The organism is Martelella limonii, assembly GCF_013344475.1.
Taxonomy (GTDB): domain Bacteria; phylum Pseudomonadota; class Alphaproteobacteria; order Rhizobiales; family Rhizobiaceae; genus Martelella; species Martelella limonii.
The window spans coordinates 147,643-160,749 of sequence record NZ_JABUOU010000005.1 but is presented as its reverse complement, the minus strand read 5'-3'; the positions used below and the strand labels follow the sequence as shown (position 1 = coordinate 160,749).

Genomic DNA, 13,107 nt, shown 5'->3' with positions numbered 1-13,107 from the left:
GCGCCTTTGCCCGCCCCTCGGCTCGCTCATCAGGCGGCGAGCTTCGCCAGATAGGCATCGGCCTCTTCCGGCACGGCAAACCAGGGGAAGAAATCGCGCGGATCGTTGAACCCGTTGGCGATGCGCTTGGCAAGCTCCGGATAGGCCTGGGCGGACCTCATGATGTTCAGCACATGCGGCGGCGGCGGCGAAAGCAGCGCATTGGTCCAGCCGACGACGAACTGTGCATAGGCCCAGTAGGCCTCGAAGGTTGAGACCATGAAGGCTTCATCGAATTCCTTGTCGCCATGGGCGAGAATGGCATCGAGGTAGCATTTCGCGGCCTTGGACGCATTGTTCGATCCCTGGCCGGTGATCGGGTCGTTGAGGCAGACGGCATCCGCCATGCCGAGCACGATCGCGCCGGAGGGCAGCCGGCCGACGGGCTTGCGCACCGTGGGCGGGAACGCGCCGGCAAGAATGCCGTTGTCGTCGGTCAGCGCGACATCCTTGCAGCGTTCCGCTTCCCAGGGCAGGAAGGTGTCGAGGATCCATTTCGACTTCGCCAGATGCTCTTCCGGGCCCTTCACATCCTTCCAGCAATCCATCGGACCGCCGGGAATGCCTTCGAACACCATGATATCGCAGGGGCCCGTGACAGACAGGGCCGGGAAGGTGAAATATTCGCCGACCGTCGGGATGAGATTGAAGCTGACGGCCGAGTGATCGGGGCGCGCTTCCATGCCGGTGACATAGGTGAGCGCCAGCGCGCGCTGGGGTCGGTCGAAGGGAGAGCGCTCTGCATCGCGCTCGAACATGCGGGCGATCTCGCCCTTGCCGGCGGCAACGATGACGAGGTCGCTTTCCTGCTGATAGGCTTCCAGATCCTCGATGCTGGCATCGTGGATGACCATCTCGCCGCCGAGCTTTGCAAACTCCTTCATCCAGCGCGGAACCTTGACGCGCTGATCGACGCTCTGGGCGGGCTTGTCGAGCTTGCCGTTCCAGTCGATCGCCTTGTCACCGGCAACCTCGGGCGAGGGGACCGTGAAGTTGATCGAATCGACCGTCGGACATTCGCTTTCCCAGAAGTTGATGCCGAGATCGCGCTCGTTCTGGAGCGCCTGATCGAACATGCACTGGCTGGAAAGCACCTTGCCCTTTTCGATCTCCTCGCCGGTGCGGTTCTGGACGATGCGCACCTTGTGACCTGCCTTCAGGAGGCCGATGCCAAGCTGCAGGCCGGACTGGCCGCCGCCGATGATTGTGAAATGTCTCATCATGTCATTCCCCTTTTCGTTGGTGTCGTTTCTCAGTCCATCAGCAGCGGGATGGCGGGTGCGGCCTGTTCCGGGCCCATGGCCGTGTAGCCACCATCGACGCGGATATCCGTGCCGGTGATGAAGCGGGCGCTGTCGGAGAGCAGGAAGGCCACGGCCTCGCCGACCTCGTCCGGGCTGCCGGTGCGACCCAGGAGGTGGAACGGCTTGGCGACGCTGTCGGCCTTGGCGCGGGTGTCATGGGTGAGTTCCGCCATGATGTTGGACCAGGTCCAGCCGGGAGACACGGCGTTGACGCGGATGCCTTCCGGCGCAAGATCCATCGCCTGGTTGCGGGTCAGCTGGAGGATCGCGGCCTTGGACACCGGATAGACCCAGCGCCCGGTCTGGGCGACGCGCGCCGAGATCGAGCCGAAATTGACGATCGCGCCCTTGTTTTCGGCAAGGTGCTTGCGGGCGGCCTGCATCAGCATGACGGAGCCGACAATGTTGACATCGAGCGCCTTGAGCCAGTCCGTGCGGGTCGTCTCGGCGCCTTCATCGAGATAGGTGCAGGCAACGTTGACGAGGAAATCGAGCCGTCCGGTGGCCTTGACGGTCTCTTCAACGAGATGTGCGATCTGTTCGTCGCTGGTGATGTCGGTGGCAATGAACCGCGCACCGGCGGCAGAGGCTGCCTTCTCGCCCGCCTCCGCATTGATGTCTGCGATCACGACGCTGACGCCGTAACCCTTCAGCACCTCGGCAACACCCTGCCCGATCAGCGTTGCGCCGCCGGAGATGATCGCCGTCTTTCCTTCAAGTCCCTTCATCAGGAATTCCCCTTTTTATAGATGAGTTCAGGCCGCGGCCGGACAGGTCGTCAGAAACGCGCCGTCGCCATAGATCAGCGGCGGCGTGCCGGCCGTGGCGCAGCGGGTTTCGACAACGCTGCCGATCAGGATCATGTGCGTGGCAAAACAGTGCAGCTCGGCAAGGCGGCAATCGAAGCTGACGGCAGCGCCCGCGAGAACCGGCGCGCCCGTTGCAGCCTCAATCCAGTCGCCGACCGAAAACCGCTCCTCGCGGGCATGGCCGGTGCGGCCGGCAAAGGTTTCCGCAACCGCCTGCTGGGCCGTGGCGAGCACATTGACGGCAAAGACCCCGCGCTGCTCGACGACGGCGGCGATCGATGTCTCGCGGTTGACGCAGGCAATCAGCGCCGGCGGATCGGCTGACAGCGAACAGACCGCAGTGGCCGTGATGCCGCAGCGCCGGCCCTCGGCATCGATGGATGTGATGATGGTGACACCGCCGGCAAGTCGTCGCATGCCGTCGCGGAAAGGAGCGCTTTCCATATCTTGTTCCCACGATTGCGAATGGGTTTCCCATTCCTTTATGTTTAAACCAATCATGAGCCGAACTTGACGATCCGCAATCCGGATTGCGCAGCGCATTGTCCGTTTTCGGCAGGTGATCCTGGTATTCGCGGGATTTCGAAGGAGGTGCGGGAAGGACGGGCCGACGCGCATGGCCGCGATCGGCCGCACAGCCGGGCTTGCAATGAAAGAGCGCTCAGACGACCGCGCGGGTGCCCGGAAGGGGTTGTGCAATAAGGCCGGCGAGCAGGCAGAGCCCCTCCTCCAGCACCTCGCGATCGGGTGCGACGCCGAGCGATATCCGCACCGCCTCGGCGGGATGGGCAAGCGTTGCGAAGGCAAGCGCAGGCACGATCGATACGCCCGCCCTGTCGGCATGTTCGGCGAGATCTGCGGCGCGCCAGTGGGCAGGCAGGCTGAGCCAGAGGTGGTGCCCGTTCGGATCTGCGGCATAGTCCATCGGGCCGAGGATCTTCGCGGCAATCGCCTGGCGTGCCCTGTTCTCACCCCGGATCGATGCCGCGATCGCATCAAGCCTGCCGGTTGCGATAAACCGGCTGGCGAGCGCCGACATCAGCGGCGGCGCCATCAGCATGGTTGCGCGCAGGACGCTTGCAAGCGCGCGCGCCGCATGGGCGGAAGGGGCTGCAACATAAGCAACCCGAAGCGCCGGCGTCACGCATTTCGAAAGCGTGGCGATGTGCCAGGTGATGTCGGGCGCAAGCGCAGCAAGCGTCACGGCCGGCTCGGGCAGCAGCACGGCGTAGGGGTCGTCCTCGACAATGACGACATCATGCCGCCGGGCGATATCGGCAAGCGCCCTCCGGCGCGCCTCCGGCAGCGTCGCCGTGGTCGGATTGTCGATGCTGGGGATCACATAGAGCATCTTGACGCTGCGGTCGCGGCAGGCCTTTTCGAAGGCGTCCGGCAAGATCCCGTCGGCATCCATGGCGAGGGGCGCGATCGCAAGCCCCTTCTGGATCGCCACCGCCTTCAGGCCCGGATAGGTCATGGCCCCTGCGGCAACGACGTCGCCCCTTCGAAGCAGCAGATCCGATATCGCAAATAGGGCGGACTGGGCGCCGGCGCTGACGACGAGACGTTCGGGCGACAGCCCCTCGATCCGGCCCCCGAGCCAGCGCACGGCAGCGACCCTGTCCGGCTCGGCGCCCGTGCTTTCCTGGTAGTGAAGGTGCAGCATGCCGGTCGGGCTTGCCAGAATGTCTCTCAGCGTATCGGGAATGAGCCGCTGCAGATCCGCATCCTGCGGCTGCGGCGGAATGTTCATGCTGAGGTCTATCAGCAGGTTCTGGGGACCGGCGACCCCTGACCGCGGGGCATCGGCAATGAAGGTGCCCCGCCCGGCCTGCGCCGAGACGAGGCCCCGCCGGCGGGCCTCGTTGAAGGCCCGGGTCACGGTGGTGAGATCAACGTCCAGCGCCTCGGCAATGGCGCGCTGCGCGGGAAGCCGGTCGCCGCGCGACACCCGGCCCGACTGGATATCCGCTTCGAGCGCATCGACAATGCCGAGATATTTCATCTTCGCGCCGTCGCTCAGCCTCGGTGTCCACATGTGTTCAGCCTTCACTTTGAAACATACAATATCTATGGCGTACGGATAAATCTGTAAAGCGAACAGGGTATCTATCCCCGTGTATTCACCGGATGCATCGCAAACTCAAGGCGGAATCTGATTTCCACCCTCAGTTTCATGCTGTTTTTTTAAAGCAGCGCACGACCCAGACATCATTGCAATGTATGGCTATATGCACTAAATAAACGGAAATTGTATGGCTACCTTCGCCCCCGGACTTGACGCGTGATGAAACGTCCGCTGCCGGACGGAGAAAGGCCCAGCGCGAAAGAAGATCAGGAATGACCAGCAGTGACGAAGAATGGCCCCGGCTTGAACCCTGGCGCGTCGGCATCCGCGGCAAGTGCCCGCGCTGCGGCAAGGGCAAGCTCTTCTCGAGTTTCCTCAAGCTCGCGCCGCGTTGCGACGTTTGCGGGCTCGAATATGATTTCGCCGATCCGGCCGATGGTCCTGCATTCTTCGTGATCTGCTTCGGCTGCGTTCCCTCCGTATTCTTCGCCGTCTGGGCGGAGATCACCTTCCAGCCGCCATTCTGGTTCCACCTGGTGGTCTCCACGCCGGTGGTCTTCCTGTCCTGCGTGCCACTGTTGCGGCCGCTGAAAGGGTGGCTGGTCGCAAGCCAGTTTCACCACAAGGCCGAAGAGGGAAAGCTGGTGAAGCGCGGGGAGTGAGAGCCTGCCGCGCGGTCTTGCATAACTGATGGTGTACATTCTCGCAGGTCTCGCCGATAAGGGCTGCAGCAGGCGCGCTTTCCGCCGACACACAGGGATGATTGATGGCAACCCACAGAGCCCGACGCTTAGCGTTCCCGGATCACATGTCCGCCGAAGCACGGGGCGCCATCTACATGACATTCGGCATGGGGGCATTTGCGCTCGAGGATCTGGCGGTCAAGCAGGCTGCGACCGACATCCCGGTTGGCGAGGCCGTTGTTCTATACGGACTGGCCGGAGCGCTTGTCTTCGCGCTTTTTGCAAGGCTCAGGGGCCAGCCGGCACTGCACCCGGCGATCTTCTCGAAACTGATGCTGCTGCGCTCGGTGTTCGAAATCGGCGGCAGACTGTTTTACGCCCTTGCGCTTGCCCTGACGCCGCTTTCCAATGCCTCCGCGATCCTGCAGGCTGCCCCCGCAATCGTGGCGTTCGGCGCGATCCTGTTTTTCTCGGAGACCGTGACCACCCGCAAATGGCTGTCGATCCTCGCCGGCTTCATCGGGGTCTTGCTGATCCTGCGTCCCGGACTTGAGGGCTTTCGCGCAAGCGCGATCTTCGCTGTCCTTGGCACGATCGGCTTTGCCGGCCGCGATCTCGCCACGCGCGCAGCGCCGGTTTCGATGACCACGGCGCAGATCGGCGTGCTGGGCTTCAGCATGCTTGCGCTTGCGGGCGCCGTCCTGCTCGTCTTTTCCGGTGGCGCCAGCGCGCCGCAAGATCCCGTCACATGGGGCTTTCTTGCCGCCGCGCTGCTGTTTGGAATGCTGGGCTATTGCGGACTGACGCTTGCGATGCGGACCGGACGGATCGCAAGCGTTTCGCCGTTCCGCTATTCCCGCCTGCTTTTTGCGCTCGTTCTCGGCGTGCTCGTGCTCGGCGAACGCCCCGATGCGCTCTCGCTTCTCGGCAGCGCGATCATCGTCGCAAGCGGCATTGTCGTGCTGCGCGAGCGCAGGCAGCCGCCGCTAACATGAAGCCGGATGGCGAGGCGGCAGGTCAGGCCTCTTGCCTGAAGGCGGCTATGGTCCGGCGCGTGCCCTCCAGCAGCGAGACGGCTGGCCATTGGCCGAGGAGCGCGCTGAGCGCGGCATTGTCCATCTGGTCCGGAACCGCGCGCGCGCTGTCGGCCACGGACACGCGCGCTTCCGGAACGCACGCCCTGATCGCCTGGACCACATCGCTCGTGGAGGCGATCTCTGTCGTCAGATCGCTCGCGATCGGCCCTGAGGGACTGGCATCGAGCGCCCGCGTGAAGATCTCCACCACCTCATCGATATGCTGGAAACACATCCGGCCCGAAAACGGGATCTCGAAGGGTTCGCCATGTGCTGCGGCCTTCATGGCCATGGTGATCGCAGCCGTCTCGCCGCTGATCCTTCCGGGACCATAGACTACATTCGGCCTCAGTCCGATCGTCGCAAGGCCATGATCAAGGTAGTAGACCTTGGCTATGTCCTCGCAGCAATGCTTGTAGACCCCATAGAGATTGGCGGGCGAATTGAGCGGCGCGCGCGGACGTGCGGCGAGGGAACTGGCATAGACCACCCGCGATATCCCGGCCTTCAAGGCCGCCTCGAGAATGTTGATGTGACCGATGACATTGACCTCAGCGCCCAGCACGGGGTTTGCGCGGCAGGCTGGAATGACAAGCGCTGCAAGATGAAGGATGGCATCGATGCGATGCTCCCCGACGACGGTTTCAAGCCTTTCGCCGTCGCGGATATCCCCTTCCACGTAATGCGCGCCGTCCACGCGGCCTGAAGCGTCCGGCAGGCCGAGATCCAGCACGACAACATGGTCGCCGCGCCAGACAAGGGCGGATGTCAGGGCGCGGCCGAGAAAACCAGAGCCGCCGGTGACCAGCACCTTGAGCGGCGCGCGCGGTTTCAGGATCGCGCTCATGACGCCATTCCCTGCCCGCCATTGACGTCCAGAAGCTGGCCCGTGACGAAGCCCGCTTCCTCGGAGGCAAGGAAGGCGACAGCCGCCGCCACATCTTCCACCCGGCCGTTGCGGCGCACCGGAATGCTCTCCAACGCCTTTTGCCGTTCCTCGGGTGTCATCCTTTCGGAAAGGAGCCGCTCGACGCGCGGCGTCAGGATCGCGCCCGGGCAGACCGCATTGCAGGTGATCCCGAGCGGGCCGAATTCCTGCGCCATCTGCAGCGTCATGGACTGGATCGCGCCCTTGGCGGCCACATAATTGGCGCCGGTAAAAAGGCTGCCATAGCGCCCGGCCTTCGAGCCCAGATTGACCACGCGGCCATAGCCGCGCTCGATCATGCCCGGCAGAACATGGCGGCTGACGCGCACCGCCGCCGTGACATTCAGGGCCATGACGCGGTCCCAGTCCTCGTCGTTTTCCTCAAGAAAGGCCTTCGGCGTGTGCAGCGATCCCCCGGCATTGTTGATGAGAATGTCGAAGGTGAGGTTCTGGCCGGCAAGCGCTTCCATCATGCGGGCGATGTCAGCACCATCAGTCAGGTCGCCGGCAATGAAGGTGTGACCCGAGAGTTCGGGGCTCTGCCGCGCCTTCTCGATCGCCTCCTCGCTGCGGTCGATGATCGCGATAGTGGCACCTTCGGCTGCCAGCCGCGCTGCAATCGCCGCGCCCAGCCCATCGGCAGCACCGGTAACCAATGCCCTCCTGCCCCTGAAACGTTCCATAATTCCTCCCGAAAGACTAACCTCTGATTGAGGGATTGACGCTAATTAAAAATGGCACATAATACCACTATGCAAAACTTTGATGGGGATGCCAACCTGTTTTGCGAAGCCGCTCCGGCGGGAAAACATCAAGATTTGGGAGGAGATTGATGATGCATTCAACACGGTGGGCCAAAGGCCGCCTCATATCCGCCTTGGCGGTCGCTGCGGCCGGCATGGCCCTGGCAGGAAGCGCCGCGGCGCAGTCCAACCGGCCGGTCACCATCGTCGTGCCGTTTGCGGCCGGCGGATCGACCGATATCACGACGCGCGCGATGCAGAGCGGCATGTCGGCTTCGCTCGGCGCCGATGTCGCGGTCAAGAACACGGCCGGGGCCGGCGGCACCATCGGCGTCGGTGAAGTGGCACGCGCGCGGCCCAATGGCACAACCATCGGCATGGCGCCCGTCGGACCATTGACGACCCAGCCGCACCTGCGCAAGCTTCCCTACGATATCGACAGCTTTGCCTATATCTGCCTTGCCTATTCGTCCTCGACCGCGATCGTCGTGAAGGCCGATTCCGAATTCAACAATCTCGAAGAGCTGGTGACCTATGCCAAGGCCCATCCGGGCGAGCTGACCTTTGCTGTGCAGGCGATCGGCTCCATTCCGCATATCGCAGGCCTCGCGCTTGCCGATGCGGCAGGGATCGAGATGAAATATCTGCCCGTCGATGGCGACGGCCCGGCGCTCAAGGCGCTGCTCGATGGCACGGCAGACCTGTTCATTCCGCAGATTTCCTTCCTCAACAGCAACAAGGAGCAGATCAAGTCTCTGGCGCTGCTCGATGAAAAGCTGGAATCGGAACCGGATCTCGCAACCGCCGCCGAACAGGGCTATGATCTCGACTTCCCGATCTGGGGTGGCCTTGTCGCCCCTGCGGGCACGGATGCCGCAACCGTCGAAAAGCTCGAAGCCGCCTGCAAGGCCGCCAACGAATCCGACGTCTATCAGGACCGGATGAAGTCTCTCAACCAGCCAACCGCATACATGGGTGCGGCCGAGTTCGAAGCCTTCGTTCGCGAGACATACGACATCAACCGCAAACTGCTTGAAAAGGCAGGGCTTCTGGCGAACTGATGGCACTGCGGCGGCCGTTCATGACGGCCGCCGGCGCCTTGGCCGACCAGGGCAACTGTGGAAGCGGTCGAAGATAGCCTGGAGGAAGCATGACCGAGGAGAGACAGGTTTCGCGGGCCGCGCGGCTGAGCGAGGCGGCCGTGATCGGCGCGCTCGTCCTCGTCGTGCTGGTCTTTTTCATCCAGACCTTCGAAGAAATCAGCGCTTTTGCAAAGGCAAGCCAGGGACGCGGGCCGTTCTTCTTTCCGCGCTTCGTCCTTGGCATCATGGCGGTTCTGCTGGCGCTCCTGATCGCGCTTCTGCCCGGCGCCCGGCATGGCGGCTCGGAGCTGCCGGCGCTGAGGCCTTCGCTTCGCATGCTGGCCCTGATGGCGGCAACGGCGGTCTATTGCGCCTTGATGCCGGTGATCGGCTTCCTATGGTCGAGCATGATCTTTGCCCTTGCCGTCCCATTCATTCTGGGCCGGCGCGATTTCCTCCTGCTTGGCGCCGTTGCGGTCGGCTATTCGCTGGCCGTCTGGTTCCTGTTCGAGCGGGTTTTCCTGATCCTGCTGCCGGGCTTTTCCTGGCCGTGGTGACGCTGAAACATCGTTGAGCGGGACGCATTCATGGATCTTATCCTCACAGCAGCAAGCCAGATCGCAACGCCGCTGACACTGCTTGCCATCTTCGCGGGCACGCTGGTCGGCGTCATCGTCGGCGTCCTGCCGGGTCTCGGCTCGGTGATCGGGCTCACCATGGTCCTGCCCTTCACCTTCTCCATGCCGCAGATACCGGCGATCGCGCTGATGCTCGGCGTCTATTGCGGCTCGGTCTATGGCGGCTCCATCACGGCGATCGTGCTGAACACGCCCGGAACCCCGCAATCGGCGGCAACCGCGATCGAGGGCTTTCCGATGGCCCAGCGCGGAGAAGCCGATCTCGCCATCGGCTGGGTTACCACCGCCTCCACCATCGGCGGCCTGTTTTCGGTGATGGTGTTCATGCTGGCCGGGCCTTCCCTTGCCGCCCTCTCCCTGCAATTCACGCCGATCGAGTATTTCGCGCTTGGCCTGTTTGCGATGACCTGCATCGCCGGCGTTTCTTCCGGCAACCTGCTGAAAGGCCTGACCGCCGGCGCCTTCGGCGTGCTGCTCGCCACCGTCGGCAATGACCCGGTCACCGGCGATCTGCGCTTCACCTTCGACAATTTCCAGCTTTCCGCCGGCATCGGCCTGATCCCGGTGATCGTCGGCCTGTTCGCATTTTCGGAGATGTTCCTGCGGGTGCTGACGCTCGACCGCGACGGTCCGCCGCCCGAACAGATGCGCGTGGGTTTCCGGATGCCGCCGTTCTCCGCCTGGAAAAGCCGCATCGGCATGCTGCTGAGGGGATCGCTGATCGGCTCCTTCGTCGGTGCGCTGCCCGGCACGGGCGCTGCAACCGCGGCCTTCATCGCCTATTCGGAAGCCCGCCGCGCCTCCAAGCGGCGCGACAATTTCGGTCATGGGGAGCCCGACGGGCTGGTGGCCTGCGAAAGCGCCAACAATGCCGTGACAGGCTCGGCGCTGGTGCCGACGCTCTCGCTCGGCATTCCCGGCGATCCGGTGACCGCCGTGATGCTCGGCGCGCTGGTGATCCAGGGGATCGCGCCGGGACCACAGCTTTTCGCCAACCATCTCGACCTGATCTATGCGATCTTCTTCTGCCTGATCATCGTCAACCTGGTGATGTTTGCGATCGGCGCGCTCGGCGCTTCGCTGTTTACCCGCGTGCTGCGCATTCCCGAGCCGATCCTGATCGGGCTGATCCTGATCATCGCCACGGTCGGCGCTTACGGCGTCAACGGCAATCCGTTCGATGTCTGGGTGGCGTTCATCGCCGGCGTGGTCGGCGTCGTGCTGCGCCATTTCCGCTTCCCGGTCGCTCCAATCGTCATCGGCATGGTGCTGCAGCCAACGATCGAAATGTCGCTGCGACAGGGACTGATCCTCACCCAGGGCAATATCTGGGCCTTTTTCGAACGTCCGATCGCGGCGGTGCTGTTTGCGATCACCCTGCTGACACTCTTCTGGCCGCTGATCCGCACCGCGCGCGCCCGCATGAGGCGCTGAGCCTCAGCCCTTCAGGGCGGCGCAATCCGGCAGGCGGTCAATGCCGCGGGCTGCGAGAAGCGCGCCGAACGGGGCGCCCTTCATCAGCGCGATCGGCGGTTCGTCCGGCCTGAGCATCAGGGTGACATCCACTGCCATATCGGAAAGGTCCGCGCCGCCCTCAACGCAGCGCGCCGTGAATGAAACCGAAAACGCGCCCTTGCCCTCAACGCCCGCCTGCCTGTCATCCCGGATCTCTGCAAGCAGCGCGGACATGCTGTCCGCATCGTCAGGCGCAAGCACGAGCGCGACCGTGTCCCGCCCGGGCGCGACATCGATGCGGCGCGCGACTTCGAGCCCGGCCTGTTCTTGCATCAGGCTCCGTCCGGGTACGGCCCAGCTGAGGGCAAGGGCGAGATCGCCATCACCGACGGCTAGGGCTGCGGGTTTCGTGAGCGCCACGAGCAGCGCATGCGGGTCGGCACTGAGGGGCGATTGCGCCCTGACGGCTTCGGAAGGGTCTCCCAACGTGGAACAGGCGACCGGCAGAAGAAGAGCGAGGAAACAGGCTGCCTTGCAAAAGCGATACATGAGAACCTCATGATTGACGTTTATTTATTATTGTTTTACATTAATTTTATATCGTCAAGCAAGAGGCCTCGCAATGACATCGAAAAATTCTCCCGCCCTCGTCCGGCTGTGTAAGCGCATGAAGTTACTGACGCGGCTGATACAGGCCGGCGTCGTCGCAGGCGTCGGCTATGCCGCTTTCACAGCGCTGATTGATCCGGAGCTGGCGGCCATCTGGCTTCATGAAGCGCTTGACCTTTCCAGAGCCGTGACCCTGACGCCGGCGACAGCCCTTGCGCTTGCTACAATCGCAGCGCTCATCGCGGGCCTGGTGCTGTATGGGCTGCAGACCGGCTGGCAGCTTTTCGACCGGCTCGAGCGGGCCGATCCGTTTTCAACCGACGTCGCCCTGCTTCTGCGCCGGGCCGGCATGATCGCGCTCACCGGCGCGATTGCGGGCCTCGCGCTTCCACCTGTCGCGACGCTTCTTGCAACGCTTGCCAATCCGCCCGGCGCCCGTGCGATATCGATCGCGATCGGCAGCAACCAGCTGATGCTGTTCCTGCTTGCGGGCTTCCTGTTCGTGATGGGGCATGTGATGGTGCTCGCCACCACGATCAACGAAGACTATGAGCGGTTCGTCTGAACCATGGCCATCATTGTCAATCTCGATGTCATGCTCGCGTGCCGCAAGATGCGCGCCAAGACGCTCGCCGAACATGTGGGTATCACCGAACAGAACATCTCCCTGCTCAGATCGGGCAAGGTCAAGGGCGTCCGGTTCGAGACGCTGGAGAAGATCTGCGAAGCGCTCGACTGCCAGCCGGGCGACCTTCTGGAGTATCAGCCGGAAGAAACCGGCTGATCCTGTCAGGCGCGGGACGTCACGCTAGAAATTGCTGACGGAAAGGGCAGAGATTTCCTGTGCGGCCTTCATCAGCATCGGCAGATGCACCGATTTCAGCTTTTCCGGCGGCAGGTTGCGGGCATTGCCGCCGACGCTCAGCGTGTAGATGTCGCCGGTCATCGGCGCGCGCAGCACCACGCCGACCGCATTGTGCCCCGCCTTCCACTCGCCGAAGGAATCCGAATAGCCATTGCCGGACATCCGCGACAGCGCCTCTTCCAGCGCGGGCCGCTTGTCCGCCTCCCAGGCCTTGCCGTGGAGATCGGCAAGCAGCGCGAAGGCATCCGCCCGTTCGTCTTCGCCCATGGCGAACAGATAGGCCCGTCCGGGGGCGCTTTCGGCAAGCGGAATGCGCGAGCCGACATTGAGGTTGAGCGCAACCGCCGTCGGCCGGCGCACCAGTTCGACAAACATCATGTCCGGCCCGTCGCGCACCGACAGCGCCACGGCGCAATCGCCTTCCGCGGCAATCTGGTCCATATGCGAGCGCACAAGCTCTCCGAACCCGAACCGGCCGATCGCGGCATAGCCGAGGGTCAGAACCTGATTGGAAACGGCATACTTGCCGTATTCCGGCATGTAGCGCAGATAGCCGAGCTTTGTCAGCGTGCCGAGCAGGCGTGAAACGGTGGTCTTGTGCAGGCCCGTCCGCTCGGCAAGCGCCTGGGTGCCGAGCACCTTGTCCTCCGCCCGGAAGGCACGGAGAATCGAAAGGCCCCGCGCCAGCGAACTGACGAAGGGCCGCTCCTCGTTCAGGGCTGCCGCCCCGATATCCTGTCGCGGACGGCCGCGCCGGCGCACCGGCTGCTCATTGATATCATCATGCTCACTCATATTCCTTTTTTAG

General features: G+C 63.6%; 15 protein-coding genes. 7 read left to right on the top strand and 8 right to left on the bottom strand.

The genetic code is table 11. From position 1 onward, the window contains the following. Positions 1 to 29 precede the first annotated feature (29 nt). The 4 genes from HPQ62_RS12700 to HPQ62_RS12685 form a co-directional block, all read right to left on the bottom strand. Positions 30 to 1,259: a styrene monooxygenase/indole monooxygenase family protein gene (locus tag HPQ62_RS12700; RefSeq protein ID WP_174803030.1), complete on the bottom strand. Its 1,230-nt coding sequence runs from the start codon at positions 1,257 to 1,259 to the stop codon at positions 30 to 32. A 32-nt stretch (positions 1,260 to 1,291) separates the two neighbouring features. After that, a complete protein-coding gene (locus HPQ62_RS12695; RefSeq protein ID WP_174802930.1) occupies positions 1,292 to 2,071 on the bottom strand; it encodes an SDR family oxidoreductase in 780 nt (259 codons plus the stop codon). 27 nt (positions 2,072 to 2,098) lie between these two features. Beyond that, a complete protein-coding gene (locus HPQ62_RS12690; RefSeq protein WP_174802929.1) occupies positions 2,099 to 2,596 on the bottom strand; it encodes a flavin reductase family protein in 498 nt (165 codons plus the stop codon). Positions 2,597 to 2,813: 217 nt separating this feature from the next. Continuing rightward, positions 2,814 to 4,190: an aminotransferase-like domain-containing protein gene (locus HPQ62_RS12685; protein WP_174802928.1), complete on the bottom strand. Its 1,377-nt coding sequence runs from the start codon at positions 4,188 to 4,190 to the stop codon at positions 2,814 to 2,816. Positions 4,191 to 4,492: 302 nt separating this feature from the next. Between HPQ62_RS12685 and HPQ62_RS12680 the strand changes: the two genes are divergently transcribed. Together HPQ62_RS12680 and HPQ62_RS12675 are read left to right on the top strand one after the other, a co-directional pair. Continuing rightward, a complete protein-coding gene (locus tag HPQ62_RS12680; protein WP_174802927.1) occupies positions 4,493 to 4,882 on the top strand; it encodes a DUF983 domain-containing protein in 390 nt (129 codons plus the stop codon). Positions 4,883 to 5,028: 146 nt separating this feature from the next. Continuing rightward, complete coding sequence (locus tag HPQ62_RS12675; RefSeq protein WP_174802926.1) at positions 5,029 to 5,898, top strand: DMT family transporter; 870 nt, start codon at positions 5,029 to 5,031, stop codon at positions 5,896 to 5,898. 22 nt (positions 5,899 to 5,920) lie between these two features. Here HPQ62_RS12675 and HPQ62_RS12670 read toward each other — a convergent pair whose 3' ends face one another. Continuing rightward, positions 5,921 to 6,826, bottom strand: coding sequence for an NAD-dependent epimerase/dehydratase family protein (locus HPQ62_RS12670; protein ID WP_174802925.1), 906 nt, complete (start codon positions 6,824 to 6,826; stop codon positions 5,921 to 5,923). Then, complete coding sequence (locus HPQ62_RS12665; protein WP_174802924.1) at positions 6,823 to 7,590, bottom strand: SDR family NAD(P)-dependent oxidoreductase; 768 nt, start codon at positions 7,588 to 7,590, stop codon at positions 6,823 to 6,825. Before HPQ62_RS12665 ends, HPQ62_RS12670 begins: the two co-directional genes overlap by 4 nt. A 152-nt stretch (positions 7,591 to 7,742) precedes the next feature. On the opposite strand from HPQ62_RS12665, the gene HPQ62_RS12660 reads away from it, so the two are divergent. From HPQ62_RS12660 to HPQ62_RS12650, 3 genes are all read left to right on the top strand, one after another. Then, entirely contained in the window at positions 7,743 to 8,711 is a 969-nt protein-coding gene (locus tag HPQ62_RS12660) for a Bug family tripartite tricarboxylate transporter substrate binding protein (protein WP_174802923.1), read from the top strand. A gap of 89 nt (positions 8,712 to 8,800) precedes the next feature. After that, a complete protein-coding gene (locus HPQ62_RS12655; protein ID WP_174802922.1) occupies positions 8,801 to 9,289 on the top strand; it encodes a tripartite tricarboxylate transporter TctB family protein in 489 nt (162 codons plus the stop codon). Between the two features lie 30 nt (positions 9,290 to 9,319). Then, complete coding sequence (locus HPQ62_RS12650; RefSeq protein WP_174802921.1) at positions 9,320 to 10,804, top strand: tripartite tricarboxylate transporter permease; 1,485 nt, start codon at positions 9,320 to 9,322, stop codon at positions 10,802 to 10,804. A gap of 3 nt (positions 10,805 to 10,807) precedes the next feature. On the opposite strand, the gene HPQ62_RS12645 is transcribed toward HPQ62_RS12650, so the two are convergent. Next, positions 10,808 to 11,374 carry a hypothetical protein gene (locus HPQ62_RS12645; RefSeq protein WP_174802920.1) on the bottom strand — a complete coding sequence of 189 codons (567 nt, stop codon included), beginning with the start codon at positions 11,372 to 11,374 and terminating at the stop codon, positions 10,808 to 10,810. Between the two features lie 118 nt (positions 11,375 to 11,492). On the opposite strand from HPQ62_RS12645, the gene HPQ62_RS12640 reads away from it, so the two are divergent. After that, positions 11,493 to 11,999, top strand: coding sequence for a DUF2975 domain-containing protein (locus HPQ62_RS12640; RefSeq protein WP_174802919.1), 507 nt, complete (start codon positions 11,493 to 11,495; stop codon positions 11,997 to 11,999). Between the two features lie 3 nt (positions 12,000 to 12,002). Further along, positions 12,003 to 12,218, top strand: a complete 216-nt coding sequence (locus HPQ62_RS12635) for a helix-turn-helix domain-containing protein (protein WP_174802918.1) — start codon at positions 12,003 to 12,005, stop codon at positions 12,216 to 12,218. 24 nt (positions 12,219 to 12,242) lie between these two features. On the opposite strand, the gene HPQ62_RS12630 is transcribed toward HPQ62_RS12635, so the two are convergent. Continuing rightward, the gene (locus HPQ62_RS12630) at positions 12,243 to 13,094 is read right to left on the bottom strand and encodes an IclR family transcriptional regulator (RefSeq protein WP_174802917.1); all 852 of its coding nucleotides are present in this window, start codon (positions 13,092 to 13,094) and stop codon (positions 12,243 to 12,245) included. Positions 13,095 to 13,107: the final 13 nt, after the last annotated feature.